This is a genomic window from Acidimicrobiales bacterium, assembly GCA_016716005.1.
GTDB lineage: Bacteria > Actinomycetota > Acidimicrobiia > Acidimicrobiales > JADJXE01 > JADJXE01.
In genome coordinates, this window is record JADJXE010000001.1 from 519,483 (window position 1) to 536,404 (window position 16,922).

14 protein-coding genes and 1 tRNA gene are annotated in these 16,922 nt (G+C 75.3%); 7 read left to right on the plus strand and 8 right to left on the minus strand.

What is annotated here, in order from left to right:
* The first annotated feature begins 89 nt into the window (after positions 1-89).
* From IPM45_02610 to IPM45_02625, 4 genes are read left to right on the plus strand one after another with little or no spacing between them, the layout of a single operon-like run.
* Positions 90-1,952, plus strand: a complete 1,863-nt coding sequence (locus tag IPM45_02610; protein ID MBK9178461.1) for an ABC transporter ATP-binding protein — start codon at positions 90-92, stop codon at positions 1,950-1,952.
* Positions 1,952-3,943, plus strand: coding sequence for an ABC transporter ATP-binding protein (locus tag IPM45_02615; GenBank protein ID MBK9178462.1), 1,992 nt, complete (start codon positions 1,952-1,954; stop codon positions 3,941-3,943). The genes IPM45_02610 and IPM45_02615 overlap by 1 nt, the downstream gene beginning before the upstream one ends.
* A gap of 9 nt (positions 3,944-3,952) precedes the next feature.
* On the plus strand, positions 3,953-5,608 hold the full coding sequence (locus IPM45_02620) for a thiamine pyrophosphate-binding protein (protein ID MBK9178463.1): 1,656 nt from the start codon (positions 3,953-3,955) through the stop codon (positions 5,606-5,608).
* Positions 5,605-6,411: an ABC transporter ATP-binding protein gene (locus IPM45_02625; protein MBK9178464.1), complete on the plus strand. Its 807-nt coding sequence runs from the start codon at positions 5,605-5,607 to the stop codon at positions 6,409-6,411. Before IPM45_02620 ends, IPM45_02625 begins: the two co-directional genes overlap by 4 nt.
* A 113-nt stretch (positions 6,412-6,524) precedes the next feature.
* On the opposite strand, the gene IPM45_02630 is transcribed toward IPM45_02625, so the two are convergent.
* The 3 genes from IPM45_02630 to IPM45_02640 are packed head-to-tail and all read right to left on the minus strand — an operon-like array spanning position 6,525 to position 8,059.
* The gene (locus IPM45_02630; protein ID MBK9178465.1) at positions 6,525-7,010 is read right to left on the minus strand and encodes an SRPBCC family protein; all 486 of its coding nucleotides are present in this window, start codon (positions 7,008-7,010) and stop codon (positions 6,525-6,527) included.
* A 54-nt stretch (positions 7,011-7,064) separates the two neighbouring features.
* A complete protein-coding gene (locus IPM45_02635) occupies positions 7,065-7,862 on the minus strand; it encodes a hypothetical protein (protein MBK9178466.1) in 798 nt (265 codons plus the stop codon).
* A 2-nt stretch (positions 7,863-7,864) separates the two neighbouring features.
* Positions 7,865-8,059: a hypothetical protein gene (locus tag IPM45_02640; protein MBK9178467.1), complete on the minus strand. Its 195-nt coding sequence runs from the start codon at positions 8,057-8,059 to the stop codon at positions 7,865-7,867.
* Between the two features lie 77 nt (positions 8,060-8,136).
* On the opposite strand from IPM45_02640, the gene IPM45_02645 reads away from it, so the two are divergent.
* Positions 8,137-8,511 (plus strand): hypothetical protein, encoded by a 375-nt coding sequence (locus tag IPM45_02645; protein ID MBK9178468.1) that lies wholly within the window; start codon positions 8,137-8,139, stop codon positions 8,509-8,511.
* A gap of 3 nt (positions 8,512-8,514) precedes the next feature.
* Here the strand turns inward: IPM45_02645 and IPM45_02650 are convergent, their stop codons facing one another.
* The gene (locus IPM45_02650) at positions 8,515-11,847 is read right to left on the minus strand and encodes a penicillin acylase family protein (GenBank protein ID MBK9178469.1); all 3,333 of its coding nucleotides are present in this window, start codon (positions 11,845-11,847) and stop codon (positions 8,515-8,517) included.
* An 86-nt stretch (positions 11,848-11,933) separates the two neighbouring features.
* A complete protein-coding gene (locus tag IPM45_02655) occupies positions 11,934-12,959 on the minus strand; it encodes a 6-phosphofructokinase (protein MBK9178470.1) in 1,026 nt (341 codons plus the stop codon).
* Between the two features lie 515 nt (positions 12,960-13,474).
* On the opposite strand from IPM45_02655, the gene IPM45_02660 reads away from it, so the two are divergent.
* Positions 13,475-14,350 carry a CapA family protein gene (locus IPM45_02660; GenBank protein ID MBK9178471.1) on the plus strand — a complete coding sequence of 292 codons (876 nt, stop codon included), beginning with the start codon at positions 13,475-13,477 and terminating at the stop codon, positions 14,348-14,350.
* Between the two features lie 89 nt (positions 14,351-14,439).
* On the opposite strand, the gene IPM45_02665 is transcribed toward IPM45_02660, so the two are convergent.
* Positions 14,440-14,516, minus strand: a tRNA-Val gene (locus tag IPM45_02665).
* 47 nt (positions 14,517-14,563) lie between these two features.
* Positions 14,564-15,979 carry an amidase gene (locus tag IPM45_02670; GenBank protein MBK9178472.1) on the minus strand — a complete coding sequence of 472 codons (1,416 nt, stop codon included), beginning with the start codon at positions 15,977-15,979 and terminating at the stop codon, positions 14,564-14,566.
* 54 nt (positions 15,980-16,033) lie between these two features.
* Here IPM45_02670 and IPM45_02675 point away from each other — a divergent pair, with 54 nt between their 5' ends.
* On the plus strand, positions 16,034-16,501 hold the full coding sequence (locus IPM45_02675) for a hypothetical protein (GenBank protein ID MBK9178473.1): 468 nt from the start codon (positions 16,034-16,036) through the stop codon (positions 16,499-16,501).
* On the opposite strand, the gene IPM45_02680 is transcribed toward IPM45_02675, so the two are convergent.
* Positions 16,492-16,920 (minus strand): VOC family protein, encoded by a 429-nt coding sequence (locus IPM45_02680; protein MBK9178474.1) that lies wholly within the window; start codon positions 16,918-16,920, stop codon positions 16,492-16,494. The genes IPM45_02675 and IPM45_02680 overlap by 10 nt on opposite strands.
* Between the last annotated feature and the right edge of the window lie 2 nt (positions 16,921-16,922).

Below are 16,922 nucleotides of genomic sequence, written 5' to 3' on the forward strand. Positions count from 1 at the left end.
TCACACGGCGAGCGCGCCGGTAGCCTCGGCCCATCCCCGGCACCACCACTGACCCCGACGGGCCCTGGTCGCCCTACGAGCCGATCGGCGTGACGGCCCGCTCCGACCCGCCCCGGGCCGGCATCCACCCCGACCGCGGCCGCAGCTGGCTGGGGCGGGCCAGGCCCCTCCTGCGGGCCCACCGGGGCCTGCTCGTGGCGTCGCTGGCGGCCGCGCTCGTCGCGCTGGTGCTGCAGGTCCTGATCCCCCTCGTGACGATGCGGGCGATCGACCAGGCGCTGGTCGCCAGGACCGCGCCGCTCGCCCCCTACATCTGGCTGTTCGTCGGGATCGGCGTCACCCGCGCCGTCCTCACCTACTTCTACCGTGCCGGGCTCTACCGGATGGCCTACGAGATCGAGTTCGACCTGCGCGCCATCGTGTACGGCCACCTCACGCGCCTGTCGTTCTCGTTCTTCGACCGCGTGCAGTCCGGCCAGCTGATCTCGCGGGCCAACGCCGACATCCGCTCCGTGCAGCTCTTCCTCACGTTCGCGCCGCTCATGGCCCTGAGCCTGGTGAGCTTCGCGGTGGCCCTCGTGCTCATGCTCACGATCAACGTCGGCCTCACGCTGCTGTCGGTCGTCACGCTGCCGTTCGTGTACGTCGCGGGCCTGCGCCTGCGGAACCAGGTCTTCCCGCTGTCGTGGGTCGTGCAGGCCCGGACGGCCGAGGTGGCCACCATCGTCGAGGAGAACGTGAGCGGCGCCAGGGTGGTGAAGTCGTTCGCGGCCGAGGAGCGCCAGATCGGCCTGCTCGCCCGGGCGGCGCAGCGCCTCCGGTGGGCCAACGTCCGCCTGGCCGACGCCCGGGCCCGCTGGGCGCCGGTGATGGAGAACCTCCCCCGCCTCGGCTTGGCGGCCGTGCTCCTCTACGGCGGCTGGCTCGTGATCGACGGGCAGCTCGAGGTGGGCGCCATCGTGGCCTTCAACGCCTACGTCGTGATGCTCCAGACCCCCTTCCGCTTCCTCGGGTTCCTGTTGATGCTCCAGCAACGGGCGGCGGCCTCGGCCGACCGGATCTACGAGATCCTCGACGAGGCGCCCGAGATCCAGGACCGGCCCGGTGCGGTCGATCTCGTCGACCCCGTCGGCGACGTGGAGCTCCGCGACGTGCGCTTCGCCTACGCCACCCCGGGGCGGGGCCAGGGCGGCGACGAGTCGACCGCGGTGCTCGACGGCTTCTCCCTGCACCTCCGCCCCGGCGAGACGGTCGCGCTGGTCGGCGGCACCGGCTCCGGCAAGTCGACCGCTGCCCGGCTCCTGCTGCGCTTCTACGACGTCGACGCCGGCGCGGTGCTGGTGGACGGCCACGACGTGCGCGACCTCACCACCGCCAGCCTGCGTGCGCTCGTCGGGCTCGTCGCCGACGAGCCCTTCCTGTTCTCGTGCTCGATCGCCGAGAACATCGCCTACGCCCGCCCCGACGCCACCCGCGACCAGATCGTCGCCGGAGCGGTCGCGGCCCAGGCGGACGCGTTCATCCGCGAGCTGCCCGACGGGTACGACACCGTGATCGGCGAGCGCGGCTACGACCTGTCGGGCGGCCAGCGCCAGCGGCTCTCCATCGCCCGCGCCCTGGTGGCCGACCCGCGCGTGCTCGTGCTCGACGACGCCACCAGCGCCGTCGACGTCCAGGTGGAGGCCGAGATCCACCGGGCGCTGCACACCCTGCTGGCCGGGCGGACCACCTTGCTCGTCGCCCATCGCCTGAGCACCATCGCGCTGGCCGACCGGGTGGCGCTGGTCGAGAGCGGCCGGGTGGTCGCCGAGGGCACCCACACCGAGCTCCTGGCACGCGAACCCCGGTACGCGGCCGTGCTCGCCCACCTCGTCGACGCCGACGCCACCCCTCCGACCGGGGCCGGCGAGCCCGCCGTGCCGGAGCCCACGCTGGCCGGGGGAGGCGACTGATGGCGTGGGGCGGCCCGCCGGCCGGCGGGCCCTGGGGAGGCCCCACGGCGGGCGCGGCCAGCGCGGCCGCCGGCCTGCCCTTCGCCGGGGTGCCCCCCGAGCTGGCCCCGCGGGTGCAGGCGATCCTCGACCACGAGCCCGTCCACCCCGAGCCCACGGTGGCCTTCACCCACGTGATGGACGACCGGCGGCCCTTCACCCTCCGCCGGTTCCTCGGCACCGAGCGGGCCGGCATCGCCCTCGCCTTCCTGCTGGTGGTGGTCGAGACGCTGGCCGTCCAGGCCGGTCCGCTGCTGACCCAGGTCGCCATCGACAAGGGCATCGACGCCCGCGACGTGCGCGTGCTGGCCGTGCTGGCCGCCGTCTTCGCCGCGACCGTCGCGCTCGGGATGGTGGTGGGCGGGCTGCGGGTGAGCTGGACGGCCCGCGTCGGCGAGAAGCTCCTGTACCGCCTGCGCATCCGGGTGTTCACGCACCTGCAGCGCCAGTCCGTCGACTACTTCACGGCCGAGAAGGGCGGCCGGGTGATGACCCGGATGACGAGCGACATCGACGCGCTGAGCGCCCTGTTCCAGGACGGGATCGTGAACCTCGCCGTGCAGGGCCTCACGATGCTCGTCGTCACGGTGATCCTGTTCCTCCTCAACCCCTTCCTCGCCGTGCTCACGGTGCTGGTGGTGGTCCCGGCCATGACCGTGCTGAGCCTCTGGTTCCGGTCGGCGTCGGACCGTGGCTACCTGGCCGTGCGCGAGCGCATCGCCGACGTGCTGGCCGACCTGCAGGAGACCCTCTCGGGCATCCGCGTGATCGCCGCCACGAACCGCCGCCGCCACAACGTGGTGCACCACCGCAACGTGCTCGGCGACTACCGCCGGGCCAACGTCCACACCGCGAGGATCGGCGCGCTGTACGGCCCGGCCAGCGACCTCGTGGGTGTGGCCGGTCAGGCCGTCGTGCTGGGCGTCGGCGGCACGATGGTGCTCCAGGGTCGCCTCAGCCTGGGCGAGCTCACCGCCTTCGTCCTCTACCTGGCGGCCTTCTTCGCACCGATCCAGCAGCTGGTCCAGCTCTACACCACGTACCAGTCGGGCCAGGCGGCCGTGGTGAAGCTGCGGGAGCTCCTGGCGGCCGAGCCCACGGTGGAGGAACGGCCCGGCGCCCTCGACCTGCCGCCCATCGAGGGCCGGATCGAGTTCGACGACGTCTCGTTCTCCTACGCGCCGCGCGCGAGGAGCGAACCCGCCGGCGACGGCGGCGGCGGCGGGCGCGACCCCGACGGTGAGGCCGTCCTGCGCCACGTGACCCTCGTGGTCGAGCCCGGCGAGACCATCGCCTTCGTGGGTCCGACCGGAGCGGGCAAGTCGACGCTGGCCAAGCTGGTCACCCGCTTCCACGACCCGACCGAGGGCCGCGTGCTGGTCGACGGCATCGACCTCCGCGACGTCACGCTCGCGTCGCTGCGGCTGCAGCTGGGGGTCGTGCCCCAGGAGCCGTTCCTCTTCGCGGGCACCCTGCGCGACAACGTGGCCTTCGCCCGGCCCGACGCCGACGAGGCCGAGGTGCTCGCCGCCTGCCACGCGGTCGGGCTCGACGACCTGCTCGCGCAGCTGCCGGCCGGGCTCGACACCCCTGTGCACGAGCGGGGGGCGTCGCTCTCGTCGGGTGAGCGCCAGCTGCTGGCGCTGGCCCGGGCGTTCCTGGCGCGCCCGCGGGTCCTGGTGCTCGACGAGGCCACCTCGAACCTCGACCCGCGCTCGGAGGGCCGGGTGGAGCGGGCGTTCGACGCGGTGCGCGAGGGTCGCACGGCGATCGTGATCGCCCACCGCCTGGCCACCGCCGCCCGCGCCGACCGCATCGCCGTGATCGACGAGGGGCGGCTGGTTGAGGTGGGCCACCACGACGAGCTGCTGGCCGCGGGGGGCCGGTACGCCGACATGTACGCGACCTGGTCCGCCCACCTGGGCGGCCCCGCCGCCGACCGCCCCGGGTAGGTTGGCCCGGTGAGCGAGCGCCGCGGGTCCGACGCGCTGCTCGAGGTGCTCCGCACCGAGGGCGTCCGCCACGTGTTCGGCAACCCGGGCACCACCGAGCTGCCGCTGGTCGACGCCCTCGCCGGCGCCGACGACCTGCGGTACGTGCTCGGCCTCCAGGAGGCCACCGTGGTCGGCATGGCCGACGGCTACGCCCAGGCCACCGGCCGGCCGGCGTTCTGCAACCTCCACACCGCGGCCGGCCTCGGCAACGCCATCGGCAACCTCACCAACGCCCGGGTGCTCGGCACCCCGCTGGTCGTCACCGCCGGACAGCAGCACGAGGCGCACCTGGTCGCCGATCCCATGCTGTCCGGCGACCTGGTGGCCATGGCCGCCCCGGTGACCAAGTGGGCCCACGAGGTGCGGGGGCTCGGCGAGCTCGGGACGGTGCTGCGGCGCGCCTTCCACGACGTGGTGGCTCCCCCCACCGGACCGGTGTTCGTGTCGCTGCGCATGTCCACCCTGGACGAGATCGGCGAGGCCGAGGTGCCACCTCGCTCCGCGGTGGAGCACCGGGTGGTCGGGGGCGCGCTGGCCGAGCTGGCCGAGCTGCTCACCGAGCCCGCCCCGGGCGCGGTCGCGATCGTGGTCGGCGACGAGGTGAGCGCCTCCGGCGCCCAGGCCGCGGTGACGGCCCTGGCCGAGGCGCTGGGGGCACCGGTGCACGGCGCACCGCTGTACTCGACGGGCGTGTTCCCACCGACGCACCCGCTGTGGCAGGGGATGCTCCCCCCGAGCGCGGCGGGCATCCACGCCGCCCTGCGCCGATACGAGCGGGTGCTGCTGATCGGCGGCCAGGCGTTCCTCGTGTACCCGTACACGCCGGGCTCCCCCGTGCCCGACGAGGTGGAGCTGCTCCACGTGTCGCCCGATCCCGCGCAGCTGGCGCGCACCCACGCCGTGCGCCTCGGCGTGGTCGGCGACCCGAGGGCCACCGTCGAGGCGCTCCTCCCCCACGTGGCCGCCCGCGCCGACGCCGGCGGCGCCGCCGACGCGCTGGCCGACGCGACCACCCGGCGGCACGCCGAGATCGAGCGCCTGGAGGACACCGCCCTCGCCCGCTACGGCCCGGCCCCGGTGGAGCCGATGGCGGCTGCGCACGCCCTGGTGCGCGCCCTCCCGGCCGACACGCCGGTCGTCGACGAGGCCATCACCACCGGCCCCTACGTCCGCGGGTTCCACCACAGCGACCGCCCCGGCCGGTACTTCTTCTGCCGGGGCGGCGGGCTCGGCTGGGGCATGCCGGCCGCCGTCGGCGTGTCGCTGGCCTACGGCGGCGAGGCCGTGCTGTGCGTGGTGGGCGACGGCTCGGCCCTCTACTCCCCGCAGGCGCTGTGGAGCGCGGCCCACGAGGGCCTCCCGGTCGTGGTGGCCGTGGTGAACAACCGGCGGTACCGCATCCTGCAGGACGCGCTGCGCGCCCGCGAGGGCCCGGCCGCGGCACGCGACCGGTGGCCGGGCCTCGAGCTCGTCGACCCGGCGGTCGACTTCGTGGCGCTGGCCCGGTCGCTGGGGGTCGATGCCACGCAGGTCGATCACGCGGCCGACATCGGCGACGCCGTCCGTGCCGCGCTCGCCTCGGGCCGGCCGCACCTGCTCGACGTGCCGATCACCGCCCCGTGACCGCCGGCGCCGGCGAGCCCCTCCTCGCGCTCCGCGACGTGAGCGTGCGGCGGGACGACCGCACGCTCCTCGACCGGGTGACCTGGGAGGTGCGGCCGGGCGAGCGCTGGGTCGTGCTGGGGCCGAACGGGTCGGGGAAGACCACCTTGGTCCGGGTCGCATCGCTGTACCTGCACCCGTCGGCCGGCGAGGTCGAGCTGTTGGGCGAGCGGCTCGGCCGCACCGACGTCCGCTCGCTGCGCCGGCGGATCGGGCTGGCCAGCGCGGCCCTCGCGGATCAGCTCCGCCCGCAGCTGACCGCGGCCGAGGTGGTGATGACCGCCCGCCACGCGGCGCTGGAGCCGTGGTGGCACGAGTACGACCGAGCCGACCGCGACCGGGCCGCCGGGCTGCTGGGCGCGCTCGGCTGCGCCGGGATGGCGGCGCGCACGTTCGGCACGCTCTCCTCGGGGGAGCGCCAGCGCGTGCTGCTCGCCCGCACGCTCATGGCCGAGCCCGCCCTGGTGCTGCTCGACGAGCCCACGGCCGGTCTCGACCTGGGCGGCCGCGAGACGCTGGTCTCGCGGCTGGGGGCGCTGGCCGCAGATCCGGCCTCGCCGCCGCTGGTGCTGGTGACCCACCACGTGGACGAGATCCCCGCGGCGTTCACCCACGTGCTGCTCCTGCACCGGGGCCGCGTGCTCTCGGCCGGGCCCCTCGCCGAGGTGCTCACCGCCCGGAACCTGTCCGGGCTCTTCGGCCTGTCCCTCCGGCTCGAGCGCCGGGGCCCGCGCTGGGCGGCCTGGGCCGAGCCCGACGGCTAGCGAGGCCGTGCCGCCCGGGCGTTCTTCGCCCGGTTCACCACCGCCACGGTGGTCGATCGGCCCGAGAACGTGCACCAGCGGGGGCGGCCGGGGCTGGGCCGGGCCCGACGGCGTCAGCCCGATGGCTGCCCCGACGGCTGGCCCGGCCCCTCCGCCGGGCCGCCGGCCACCAGGGCGAGCAGCCGCGGGCGGGAGCGCTCGATCTCGTCGCCCAGCATCCGCTCGATCAGGGGCCCCCACAGGGAGCCCCCGTAGTGCAGGTGCATGGTGAGGCGGCTGCCGGTGCCCGCCGGGCCGACGTCGGCGCGCAGCACCCAGGCTGCGTGGTGGCGGCCGTCGACCTCGCGGCGCTCGAACCGGACGGCGGTCGGCGCCTCGTCGACGGTGCGGACCATGCGGAGGCGCTTCGATCGTGCCAGCGGGCCGAGACGCCCCCGCAGGTCGACGCTCCACGCCGGGCCTGGGTCACCGGCGTCCGCCTCCACCGAGGTCGCTCGGGGCACGATGTCCAGCCACGCCGGGTACCTGGCCAGATCCTCGACCCACGCGAACAGCGTGGCCGGGTCGCAGGGCGCCGCCAGGGTCGCCGTCACGTCCATCGGCGCCATGATGGCCGCCTCCGCGGCGATGTCGCAGATCGGGCGGCCGGCCGCTCAGGTGCGGCGCAGGTCGCGCGCGACGAGCACGCCGCCGGTGACCCCGACGGCAGCCAGCAGCACGGCCAGGGCGGCCCAGCCCACCGAGGGCCCCCCGCCCCCGTCGCCGGTGTCGATGGCCTGCTGGTCGTCCGGCGGCGTCGACGAGCCGGTCGAGTCCGCCGACGAGCTGGTGGTGGGCCCGACGCTCGTGCTGGTGGTGCCGGTGCTCGACGTGGTGCCTCCCGGCACCGACGTCACCACCGAGGTGGTGGCACCGATCGACGTGGCCGGCCCACCCCCGCCCGTGCCCGGAACCGTCGCGGTGGTCGCCGGCCGTGACGTCACCACCACCGTCGTCGGCGGGCGCGAGGTGGTGACCGACGTGGTCGGCGGGCGCGACGTGGTGACCGAGGTGGTCGGCGGGCGCGACGTGGTGGGGGGAACCGTGGAGGGCGCCGCCGTGGTGGGCGCGGCCGTGGTGGAGGGCGGCTCGAGGGTGGTGGTCGTGGCCGCCGACGGATCCGGCACGTAGCGTCGGGCTGCGCAGTCCCACCGGTAGCCCTGGTCGAGGACGGTCTGGACCCGTGCCTGGCGATAGGCGGCCGTGGCGCACGTGGACGTGGCGATGCACTCGTCCTCCAGCGCCAGGAGGGCGGCGGCCACGGCCCGGTCGTCGTCGGCGATCACGTCGACCGCGGCCTGGGCGAACGGGTCGGTGAGCGGGTTGCAGGTCTGCGCGCCGGCACGGGCCGCGAGGAGCAGCACGAGCACGAGGGCGGTGGCGAGCAGCGCGGCGCGCCGTGCGAGCCACACGATCAGGCCTGCGCCGCCGCCCGGAGCAGCTCGGCCAGCCGTTCGGCGTCGGACGGGGCCAGCCACACCTCGAAGGGCTCGCGGCCGGCCCCGGCCAGCTCCAGGTGCACCACGGCACCCTGGCGGCCCACGGCGACCCGGTCGCCACCGTCGGCGGCCACGGCCCCGACCGGCAGGATGTCGTCGAAGTCGGCCATCGGGTGCCAACCTACCGTTCGGACCGCCGTGGCCCGGGACCCCCGGCCGAGCGGCAACCGAGACCGACGGGAGGGCGATGGACCGCGAGACCGGCTACGTGGGCGACTTCGGCGAGTCGGGACACCTCCTGTCGCCCGAGCCCCTGCCCGACGACGACCGTCCGAGCGGGCCGCCACCGGGCGCCCCGCCGGCCCCGGGCGCGGCCCCGTCCGCCGGGTCACCGCCCCTCGCCCCCGACGCGCCGCCGGCGGGCCCCGCCGTCGCGACGGCCACCGACGAGGAGACCGGCGACGACGGCTCGGCCGACCAGGACGAGTACGTCGGCCGGGCCGAGCGCCGCCGGGCCTCCCGCTCCGAGCCCGTGCTGTCGTGGCGGGGCTGGCTGGGCGTGGCCCTGCTCGTGCTGGCCGGGATCGGCTTCCTGGTGCTGCTGGTGCGCGTCGGCCGCTGACCCTCAGCGGCGAAGGGCGCTCTCGAGCTCGGAGGCGACCGCCGGGTCGACCGCCCGGGAGCCGCCGATCACGGTGGCGACCGCCGGCTGCAGGGCCGCCAGCTCGTCCCACACCGGGTCGGGCAGGGTGGTGCGCCGGGTGAGCAGCATCGGCCCGCCCCGCAGGGCCGCGGGCACCCCGCCGGTGAGGGCGTCGGCGAACCCCTCGCCGGTCGCCACCCACACGCCCGTTGCCGGCGCCGAGAAGAACGCCTCGGCCACCGCGGCCGAGGTGGCGTAGCGGTCGGCCCCGCTGACCCGCCGCACCGGCGCGGTGGCGGTCAGCTCGGACGCCACCGCCTCGGACACCGCGGCCGGGCCCCCCAGGACGACGATCTGCTCCGGCGCCAGCCGGATCAGCTCCTGCAGCACGACGTCGGGAACGGCCCCGGGCTCCACGAGCAGCACGGGGCCACCGCCGCGCGCCGCCGCCACCCCACCGGTGAGGGCGTCGGCGAACGAGGTCCCGGTGGCCACGAACGCCACGGGCGCGCCGTCCGGGAACGTGGCCGCCGACACGGCCGCCGCCGTCGCGTAGCGGTCGGAGCCGGCCACCCGGGTGACCTCACCACCGGTGAAGCCCCGCAGCTCGCCGAGCACGGCGTCCGACACCGCCGCGGTGCCCCCGAGCACCACGATGCGCCCCGGCCGCAGCCGCGTGAGCTCGTCGGCCGTGGTGGCCGGCACCTCGCCCGGCCGGACCAGGAGCAGGGGCCCACCGCCGCGGGCCGCGGCCACCTGGCCGGTGATGGCGTCGGCGAAGCCCTCGCCGCTGGTGACGAAGGCCACGGGGACGCCAGGAGCGAAGGCTGCGGCCGACACCGCGGCGGCCGTGGCGTAGCGATCCCCGCCGGCGAGCCGCACCGGCGCGGCGCGCACGTCGAGGAACTGGGCCTTGTAGCGGAAGTCGTCGTAGAGCTCGAGCTGGTCGTCGGTGTGGGCGGCCGTCCCGGCCGCGGTCACCAGGCCGCTCTGGCCGGGCGGCACCACGTTCACCGCGCTCACCCGCCCGGGGGCGAGCTCGAGCACCTGGTTGTACGTGCCGCGGTTGAGGAACCGGCGCTCGATGCCCGGCAGCGCCCCGAGGGGGGTGTACGTCGTCAGCCGCACGGGCGTCAGCCAGCGGTCCGGCGGAGCGCCGCCACCCAGCACCTCCAGCGCCCGCACGGCCCCGTCGAGGGCGTCGGCGACGGCCTGCTCGATGCTCCGACCCCCGAACCAGGCATGCCGCACCGCCAGCGCGGCGCCGTCGGGCCCGACCAGCAGCCGCCACAGCACCCCGTCGGCGGCGAGCTCCACGTCGGGATCGTCGAGGCCCTCGAGCAGGGGGACCTCGAGCAGGGCCACCCACGTCCGCAGCACCGTCACCCCCGGCGCGTCGTAGCGGCCGTCGCCGTCGGCGTCGGTGAGACGGTCGTCCCACGCGGCCACCAGATCGAGCGCCCGCGACGCCAGCGAGGACAGCGATCCGCCCGACGCCCGGAACCGCGCGATGGCATCGAGGAGCAGCTGTCGGAAGTTGAAGCCGTCGAGGTCGGTGGTGGCCGCCTCGCGGTTGATCTCGAGCAGGTCGGAGCGGGAGATGGGGGCCTGGCCACGCACGAGCGCGTCGAGCAGCCCGACCCGCTGCGTCGGCCCGAAGGCCGGGCCGATGTCGCCGTTGGGCCAGCCGGCGATGGGCTTGTTGTTCCAGTTGACGAAGTAGCCCTGGTCCGGGTCGACGGAGTCGACGAGATCGGTGATGTTGACCAGCCCCTGCCACTCCTGCTCACCCGTGCCGAGGCGGGGGAGGCGGGGGTCGACGCCGGCCGGCCGGATGGGGAACCGGCCCGTCATCCAGTAGCCGATCCGGCCCTCGGCGTCGGCATAGGTGAAGTTGTGGTTGCTCGGGATGACCGCGGCACCCGCTCGGAAGTCGTCGGGGCCGGTCGCCCGGTTGAAGGCCAGGAACCCGAAGATGCTGTCCAGCTCGCCCTTCCAGAAGGTCCGCTGCACGGAGACGGCCGTGTCGGTGGCCGGGTCGACGTCGACCACGGGGCCGTGCACGGTGCGGTACACGGTGGCGGTGAGGGGCGCCGAGCCGCGCACCTGGATCACCTCGGTGCGGGCCTCCATGTCCCGGTACTCGCCCTGGTACAGGTACCTGGTCGGGTTTCCCGGCTCGAGCTGCTCGATGACGTGGTCGACCACGTCGGTGCTGCCCGTGGTGCTCGACCAGGCGAAGTCGCGACCCCGCCCGATGAGCGGGAACGGCGACACCCCGGCGAAGGTCATGCCCTCGCTGTCGAAGCCCGCCCCGTGGATGCCGACCTCGAGCACGATCTGAGGCACCGTGTAGCCCATCTGGGGCCCGCCGAGCAGCAGAGCCGAGCCGTCCTCCGACATCGTCGGGCCGATCACGATGGTGTTCGAGCCACCCTTGGTGGGCACCCCGAGGGCGTCCAGCGTGTCGCGCCAGGACCCGCGCTGCGCGTCGAGCCGGGCGGCCGCGGCCCGCACGTCGGGCAGCGCCAGCCCGGTGGCCTTGGCCTCCTCCGACAGCGGGGCGGCCGGCGGGGGAGCATCGAGCACCGGGGCGGCGGCCAGGTCGAGCTCGCCGGGCGCCGTCGCGTACGCGTCGGGGTCGTCGATCCAGAGCAGGTCGTCGAACCGGGCCCAGCCGTCCTGCTCCCCGAACCGGGCGACGAGGTCCTGGAGCACGGCGAGGTTGTCGAGGTCGCGTCCACCGGTCTCGCCGAACCGGCGCACGAAGTACACCGCGGCGCGCATCACGTCGGCGACCGTCCACGGCGCGGGCTCGACGCCCAGCGCGGCGTACTCGAGCGGGAGCATCCGGCTGCGCGCCTCGGCACTGGCCGTCGCCTCGGCCAGGTAGGCGTTGATGCCCGACACGTACCCGTCGAGGATCTGCTGCGCCTCGGGTTCGAGCGCCGCGTACATCGCCTGCAGCTCCTGGTCGGTGTAGCCGTCCTGCCGGGTGAACAGGTCGTCCTCGGCCGACCCCACCCCGATCTCGGCGAGCCGCCCGGCGGCCGCCCGCCGGAACACCTCGGCCTGCCACAGCCGGTCCTGGGCGGTCACGAAGCCCACCCCGTGGAACAGCGCCCTGGTCTCGTCGGCGTACACGTGCGGCACCCCGTAGTCGGTGCGGATGATCCGCACGGGGGTGCCGCCCACGTCGAGGATCGCCTCGGACTCCGCAGCCGGGGCGTCGGCGACCGCCTGGGCGTCTGCCAGCGGCGCCACCGCAGCGAGGCCCGCCACCACGATCAGCAACGCCAGCAGCCGACGAGTCATGGATGGCCTCCCCTGCACCACGGGCGCCGTGCGCCGCGCTCGGACGGACCCTAACCGCCACCGGGAACGGGCTCTACTCCGCGTCGCTACTCCCCCAGGGTCGCTGCCACCATCCGGAGCTCGTCGGGCACGAGCTGCAGGCCGCCGGTCGCCTCGGCCAGCGACACCAGCCGGACGGCGTCGCCCTGCAGCGCCGTCATCACCCCGAAGCGGCCCGCGTGCACGGCGTCGACGGCCGCCACCCCGAACCGGCTGCCGAGGAGCCGGTCGGCCGCCGTGGGCACCCCGCCCCGCTGCATGTGGCCGAGCACCGTGACCCGCGCGTCGAACCCGGTGCGCCCCCGGAGCTCGTCGCGCACCCGCTCGCCGATGGCGCCGGAGGCGATGAAGCCCAGCTCGTCCTCGGTGACCGCGAAGTCGAGGGTCCCCTCGGCGGGCACGGCGCCCTCGGCCACGACCACGACCGACCAGGTGGGCCCCCGCCGGTGCCGGTGGCGCAGCTTGGCGGCCACCTCCGCGATGTCGAAGGGCTCCTCCGGGAACAGCACCACGTCGGCGCCACCGGCGATCCCCGCGCACACCGCGATCCAGCCGGCGTGGTGACCCATCACCTCCACGACCATCACCCGGTCGTGGCTCTCGGCGGTGGTGCGCACCCGGTCGATGGCCTCGGTGGCGATCGAGACGGCCGTGTCGAAACCCACGCTCCGGTCGGTGAGGCGGACGTCGTTGTCGATCGTCTTGGGCACGGCCACCACCGGCACGCCCGCCTCGGACACCACCCGGGCCGCACCGAGGCTGCCGTCGCCGCCGATGGCGATCAGCGCGTCCAGGCGCTCGCGCCGCACGGTCTCCAGCACCGCCTCGACCCCGCCGGGGTGCCGGTCCGGGTGGTAGCGGGCCGTGCCCAGCACCGTCCCGCCGGAGGCGAGGATGCCCCGCACCGCCGAGGCGCTGAGATCCACCACCGCCCCGTCGACTGCGCCCTTCCAGCCCTGGCGGAACCCCACCAGGTTGTGGCCGTGCTCCCCTTCCCCCCGGCGCACCACCGCCCGGATCACCGCGTTGAGGCCAGGGCAGTCACCGCCACCCGTCAGCACCCCTATGCGCATGCCTCCTCCTCGGTCCGGCCGCGCCCCGTCTACCACTCGCGGGCGGCTCGGGCCCGACGACCACGTGAACGGACGGGGACGCGGGCCGATGACCAGGGGGAACCGACACGGGGACGGTACGATGAGCGGCCGTGCCCCGCCCCCAGCACCGCCGCCCCCCGGCGCGCCACCTCCGGCGCCAGGACCACACGCGCCGGCGCTTGGTGGCCACCCTCATCGGGGCCACCGTCATCGCGGCCGGCCTGACCGCCGCCGCGCTGGTGCACCCGAACCCGGCCGTCACCGACGTGGTCGCCGCCAGCGCGGGCCCGTCCTCGTCGACCGCTCCGGGCACCGACCCCGCCGCCACCGGGTCGGCGTCGCCGTCGACCGCGTCATCGGCGACGACCTCGGGGCAGGCGGCCCCCTCCGAGCCCGCCACCACGGCCGCGCCCTCGACCACCGCCGCCCCCACCACCGGGCCTCCGGCGGAGCCGGTGACCATCGCCGTGGCCGGCGACGTGCACTTCGAGGGGATGATCCGGCCGCAGCTCGACGCCAACCCGGGGGGCATGCTCTCGGCCATCGCCCCGGTCCTCGGGCAGGCCGACGTGGCCGTGGTCAACCTGGAGACCGCCATCACCACCGGCGGGACCCCGGCCCCCAAGACGTACGTGTTCCGGGCCCCGCCGAGCGCCTTCACCGCCCTCGCCGCGGCCGGCGTCGACGTGGCCAGCATGGCCAACAACCACGGCATGGACTTCGGCACCGACGGGCTCCGCGACTCGCTGGCCGCGAGCCAGCAGGCCGGCCTCCCGGTGATCGGGATCGGCGAGGACGCCGCCCGGGCCTACGCGCCCCACGTGGTGGACGTGCGCGGCCAGCGGATCGCGATCATCGGCGCGACCCAGGTGCTCGACGACAACCTGATCTCGGCGTGGACGGCCGGAGAGGGCAAGCCCGGTGTGGCCTCGGCCAAGGAGGTCGATCGCCTGGTGGGTGAGGTGCAGGCGGCCCGCCAGCAGGCCGACACGGTCGTCGTCTTCCTGCACTGGGGCATCGAGAAGGACACCTGCCCCAGCGCCGCCCAGCAGGAGCTGGCCCAGACCCTCGCCGACGCCGGTGCCGACGTGATCGTCGGCGGCCACGCCCACCGCCTCCAGGGCGCAGGGCGGCTCGGGCAGGCCTTCGTGGCGTACGGGCTCGGGAACTTCGTCTTCTACACCCCGAGCGGGCCGGGCACGAACAGCGGGGTGCTCCTGCTCACCGTCCGGGGCCGCTCGGTCGAGTCGTACCGGTGGGAGCCGGCCGTGATCTCCAACGGCGTACCCGTGCCGTTGCAGGGCGGCGCCGCCGACCAGGCCCGGGCCTCGTGGGACCAGCTCCGGAGCTGCACCAACCTCACCCCCTGATCCCGGCATGCGGGCGGGTGACGAGCCCAGCTCACGGCCCTGCCGCTGCGGTTCGACCCCACCCGCCGCCCCAGGTACCTGGGGTCTTGTGGTGGGCGCTACAGGACTCGAACCTGTGACCTCAGCCGTGTGAAGGCTGCGCTCTAACCAACTGAGCCAAGCGCCCGGAGCGGGGTGAACTGTAGCCGCGACGGCATGCCGGGCGGACCCCGATCAGCGGGGCAGCCGCTCGACCGGCGCACGCGTGTCGAGCCCGAGCGCATCCTCGAGCACGGCCAGCAGGCGCAGGACGGCCACGTCGCCGTGCTGGGGGCCGATCACCTGGAGGCCCACCGGCAATCCCGACGCGGTGAACCCGGCGGTCACGGTGCCCGCGGGCGAGCGCGTCAGGTTGAACGGGTACGTGAACCGCACCCAGTTGGGATCCTCGACGCCGTTGATCACCCCCACCTGACCGGACAACGGGGTCGGTGCCGCCGACAACGGCGTGACCAGCAGGTGCACGTCGTGCAGCACCTCCACGAGCCGCAGGTTGAGGTGGTGGCAGGCGTCCTCGGCCTTGACCAGGTCGACCGCGCTGACCCGCCGGGCTGCCCAGTCGAGGCCCTCCCGCAAGCCGGGATCGATGCGCTCCCACACCTCGGTGCCCCGGAAGCCGCCGAGCGAGCGGAGGTTGTACGTGCACGAGAGCGTGAGGAAGAGCCGGACGGGGTCCTCGGGGAAGACCACCGGCACCTCCACCACCTCGGTGCCGAGGCTCTCGAGCGTGCGCAACGCCCGCTCGCACACCTCCAGCACCTCCCGGTCGACGGGGGCGTACCCGAGGTCGGGCGACCAGCCGACCCGGGCGGGGGCGTGCAGGTCGCCCAGCGAGCGGGTCCACGACGCCTCCGGCATGGGGAGCGACCGCAGGTCGGTGGGCTCGGGCCCGACCACGCAGTCGAGCGCGTAGGCCACGTCACGGATGCGCCGGGCCATCGGGCCCTTGGTCGAGAGCAGCGACCAGCCGGGATCCTCGGTGCCCCCGCCGGGGACGCGCCCCAGCGACGCCTTCAGCCCCGAGAGGCCGCACAGGGCCGACGGGATCCGGATCGACCCGCCACCGTCGGAGCCGGTGGCCAGCGGCACCATCCCCGCCGCCACCGCCGCCGCCGACCCGCCGGACGACCCGCCCGGCGACCGCTCGGGGTCCCACGGGTTGAGGGTCGGCCCGAACACGGGGTTGTCGGTGTCGGCCTTCCACCCGAACTCGGGCGTGTTGGTCTTGCCGACGATCACGCACCCGGCGGCGCGCAGGCGGGCGACGAGCACCGAGTCCTGCGCGGCCGGCGGGTCGCCGGCGTGGGCGGGCGACCCGTGCGTGGTCACGAAGCCCTGCGCGTCCTCCAGGTCCTTCACACCGATCGGGATGCCCGCGAGAGGCCCGACGTCGTCGCCATGAGCGATGCGGTCGTCGACGTCGGCGGCGTCGGCGAGGGCACCCTCCGGGTCGAGCGCCACGAAGGCGTTCAGGTGCGGGTTCAGCTCGTCGATGCGGCGCAGGGCCACCTCGACCAGCTCGCGGGCAGCCAGGTGCCGCGACTGCACCCGCTGGGCCAGCTCGGGGAGGGTGACGGCGCGCAGATCCATGGACGGGACGCTACCGAGCGGCGACCCGGTGGGTGTGGCTCGGCGGCGCCGTGCTTGCGCCGGTGGCTCCCAGCCGGTACCCCGGTGCCCGTGGAGACCTTCGACTTCGCCTTCGACCCGCGGTACCGACGGCTGCTCGCCCTTCTCGGCGTCCGGCCCGACACGGCGGTGCTCTCGCTCACCGACGACGGCCGTCTGGTGGTGCGCTTCGGCCCCTGGTGCCTCGACACGCCGCTCGCCAACGTGGTCGGCACCCGGGCCACGGGCGGCTACCACTGGTTCAAGGCGATCGGGGCGCGCGGCTCGTTCGCCGACGGTGGCGTCACGTTCGGCACCACGTGCGAGCGCGGCGTGTGCGTCCTCTTCCGGGAGCCCGTCCCGGCGCTCCTCCCGTTCGGGGCGATGCCCCACCCCGGGATGACGGCCACGGTGGCCGACTGCGACCGGCTCACCGCCTCGCTCGAGGCTCGCTGCGACCTGGAGCCGTGCCCCGAGGGCGGCCTGCGACGGCGTCAGCGGTAGGTGCGCAGCTCGATCACGTTGCCGTCCGGGTCACGCACGTAGAACCCAATCCCCGACCCCTGGGCGCCGAACAGGCGCGACGGAGGCCACACCACGTCGAACCGGCCCGACGAGGCAGCGGCCGCCAGCGAGTCGGCGTCGCCGTCGACCACCAGCGCGACGTGATCGACGTTGTCCCCCGTGCGCTCGGCCGCGAGCAGGTCGACGATGGTCGTGGCGTCGATCCGCAGCGACGCGAAGGGCGCCTCGCCCCGCCTCCACTCCTCGAGCCGGAGTGGCTCGGCACCGAGGTGCTCGACCCACCAGGCCACGCTGCGCTCGACGTCGCTCACCCGGAACACCACGTGGTCGAGACCCGTCGCTCGCAGCACGGGTCGAGCGTAGAGCCCGCGCTCGACAGCAGCGCCGCCGTTGTCCATGA

Bases quoted from the DNA above. Each gene is read 5' to 3' on its own strand.
- IPM45_02660 (MBK9178471.1), top strand. From the start codon at position 13,475: ATGATCCGGCCGCAGCTCGACGCCAACCCGGGGGGCATGCTCTCGGCC.
- IPM45_02640 (MBK9178467.1), bottom strand. From the start codon at position 8,059: ATGGCCGACTTCGACGACATCCTGCCGGTCGGGGCCGTGGCCGCCGAC.
- IPM45_02650 (MBK9178469.1), bottom strand. From the start codon at position 11,847: ATGACTCGTCGGCTGCTGGCGTTGCTGATCGTGGTGGCGGGCCTCGCT.
- IPM45_02670 (MBK9178472.1), bottom strand. From the start codon at position 15,979: ATGGATCTGCGCGCCGTCACCCTCCCCGAGCTGGCCCAGCGGGTGCAG.
- IPM45_02655 (MBK9178470.1), bottom strand. From the start codon at position 12,959: ATGCGCATAGGGGTGCTGACGGGTGGCGGTGACTGCCCTGGCCTCAAC.
- IPM45_02680 (MBK9178474.1), bottom strand. From the start codon at position 16,920: ATGGACAACGGCGGCGCTGCTGTCGAGCGCGGGCTCTACGCTCGACCC.
- IPM45_02630 (MBK9178465.1), bottom strand. From the start codon at position 7,010: ATGGACGTGACGGCGACCCTGGCGGCGCCCTGCGACCCGGCCACGCTG.
- IPM45_02645 (MBK9178468.1), top strand. From the start codon at position 8,137: ATGGACCGCGAGACCGGCTACGTGGGCGACTTCGGCGAGTCGGGACAC.
- IPM45_02615 (MBK9178462.1), top strand. From the start codon at position 1,952: ATGGCGTGGGGCGGCCCGCCGGCCGGCGGGCCCTGGGGAGGCCCCACG.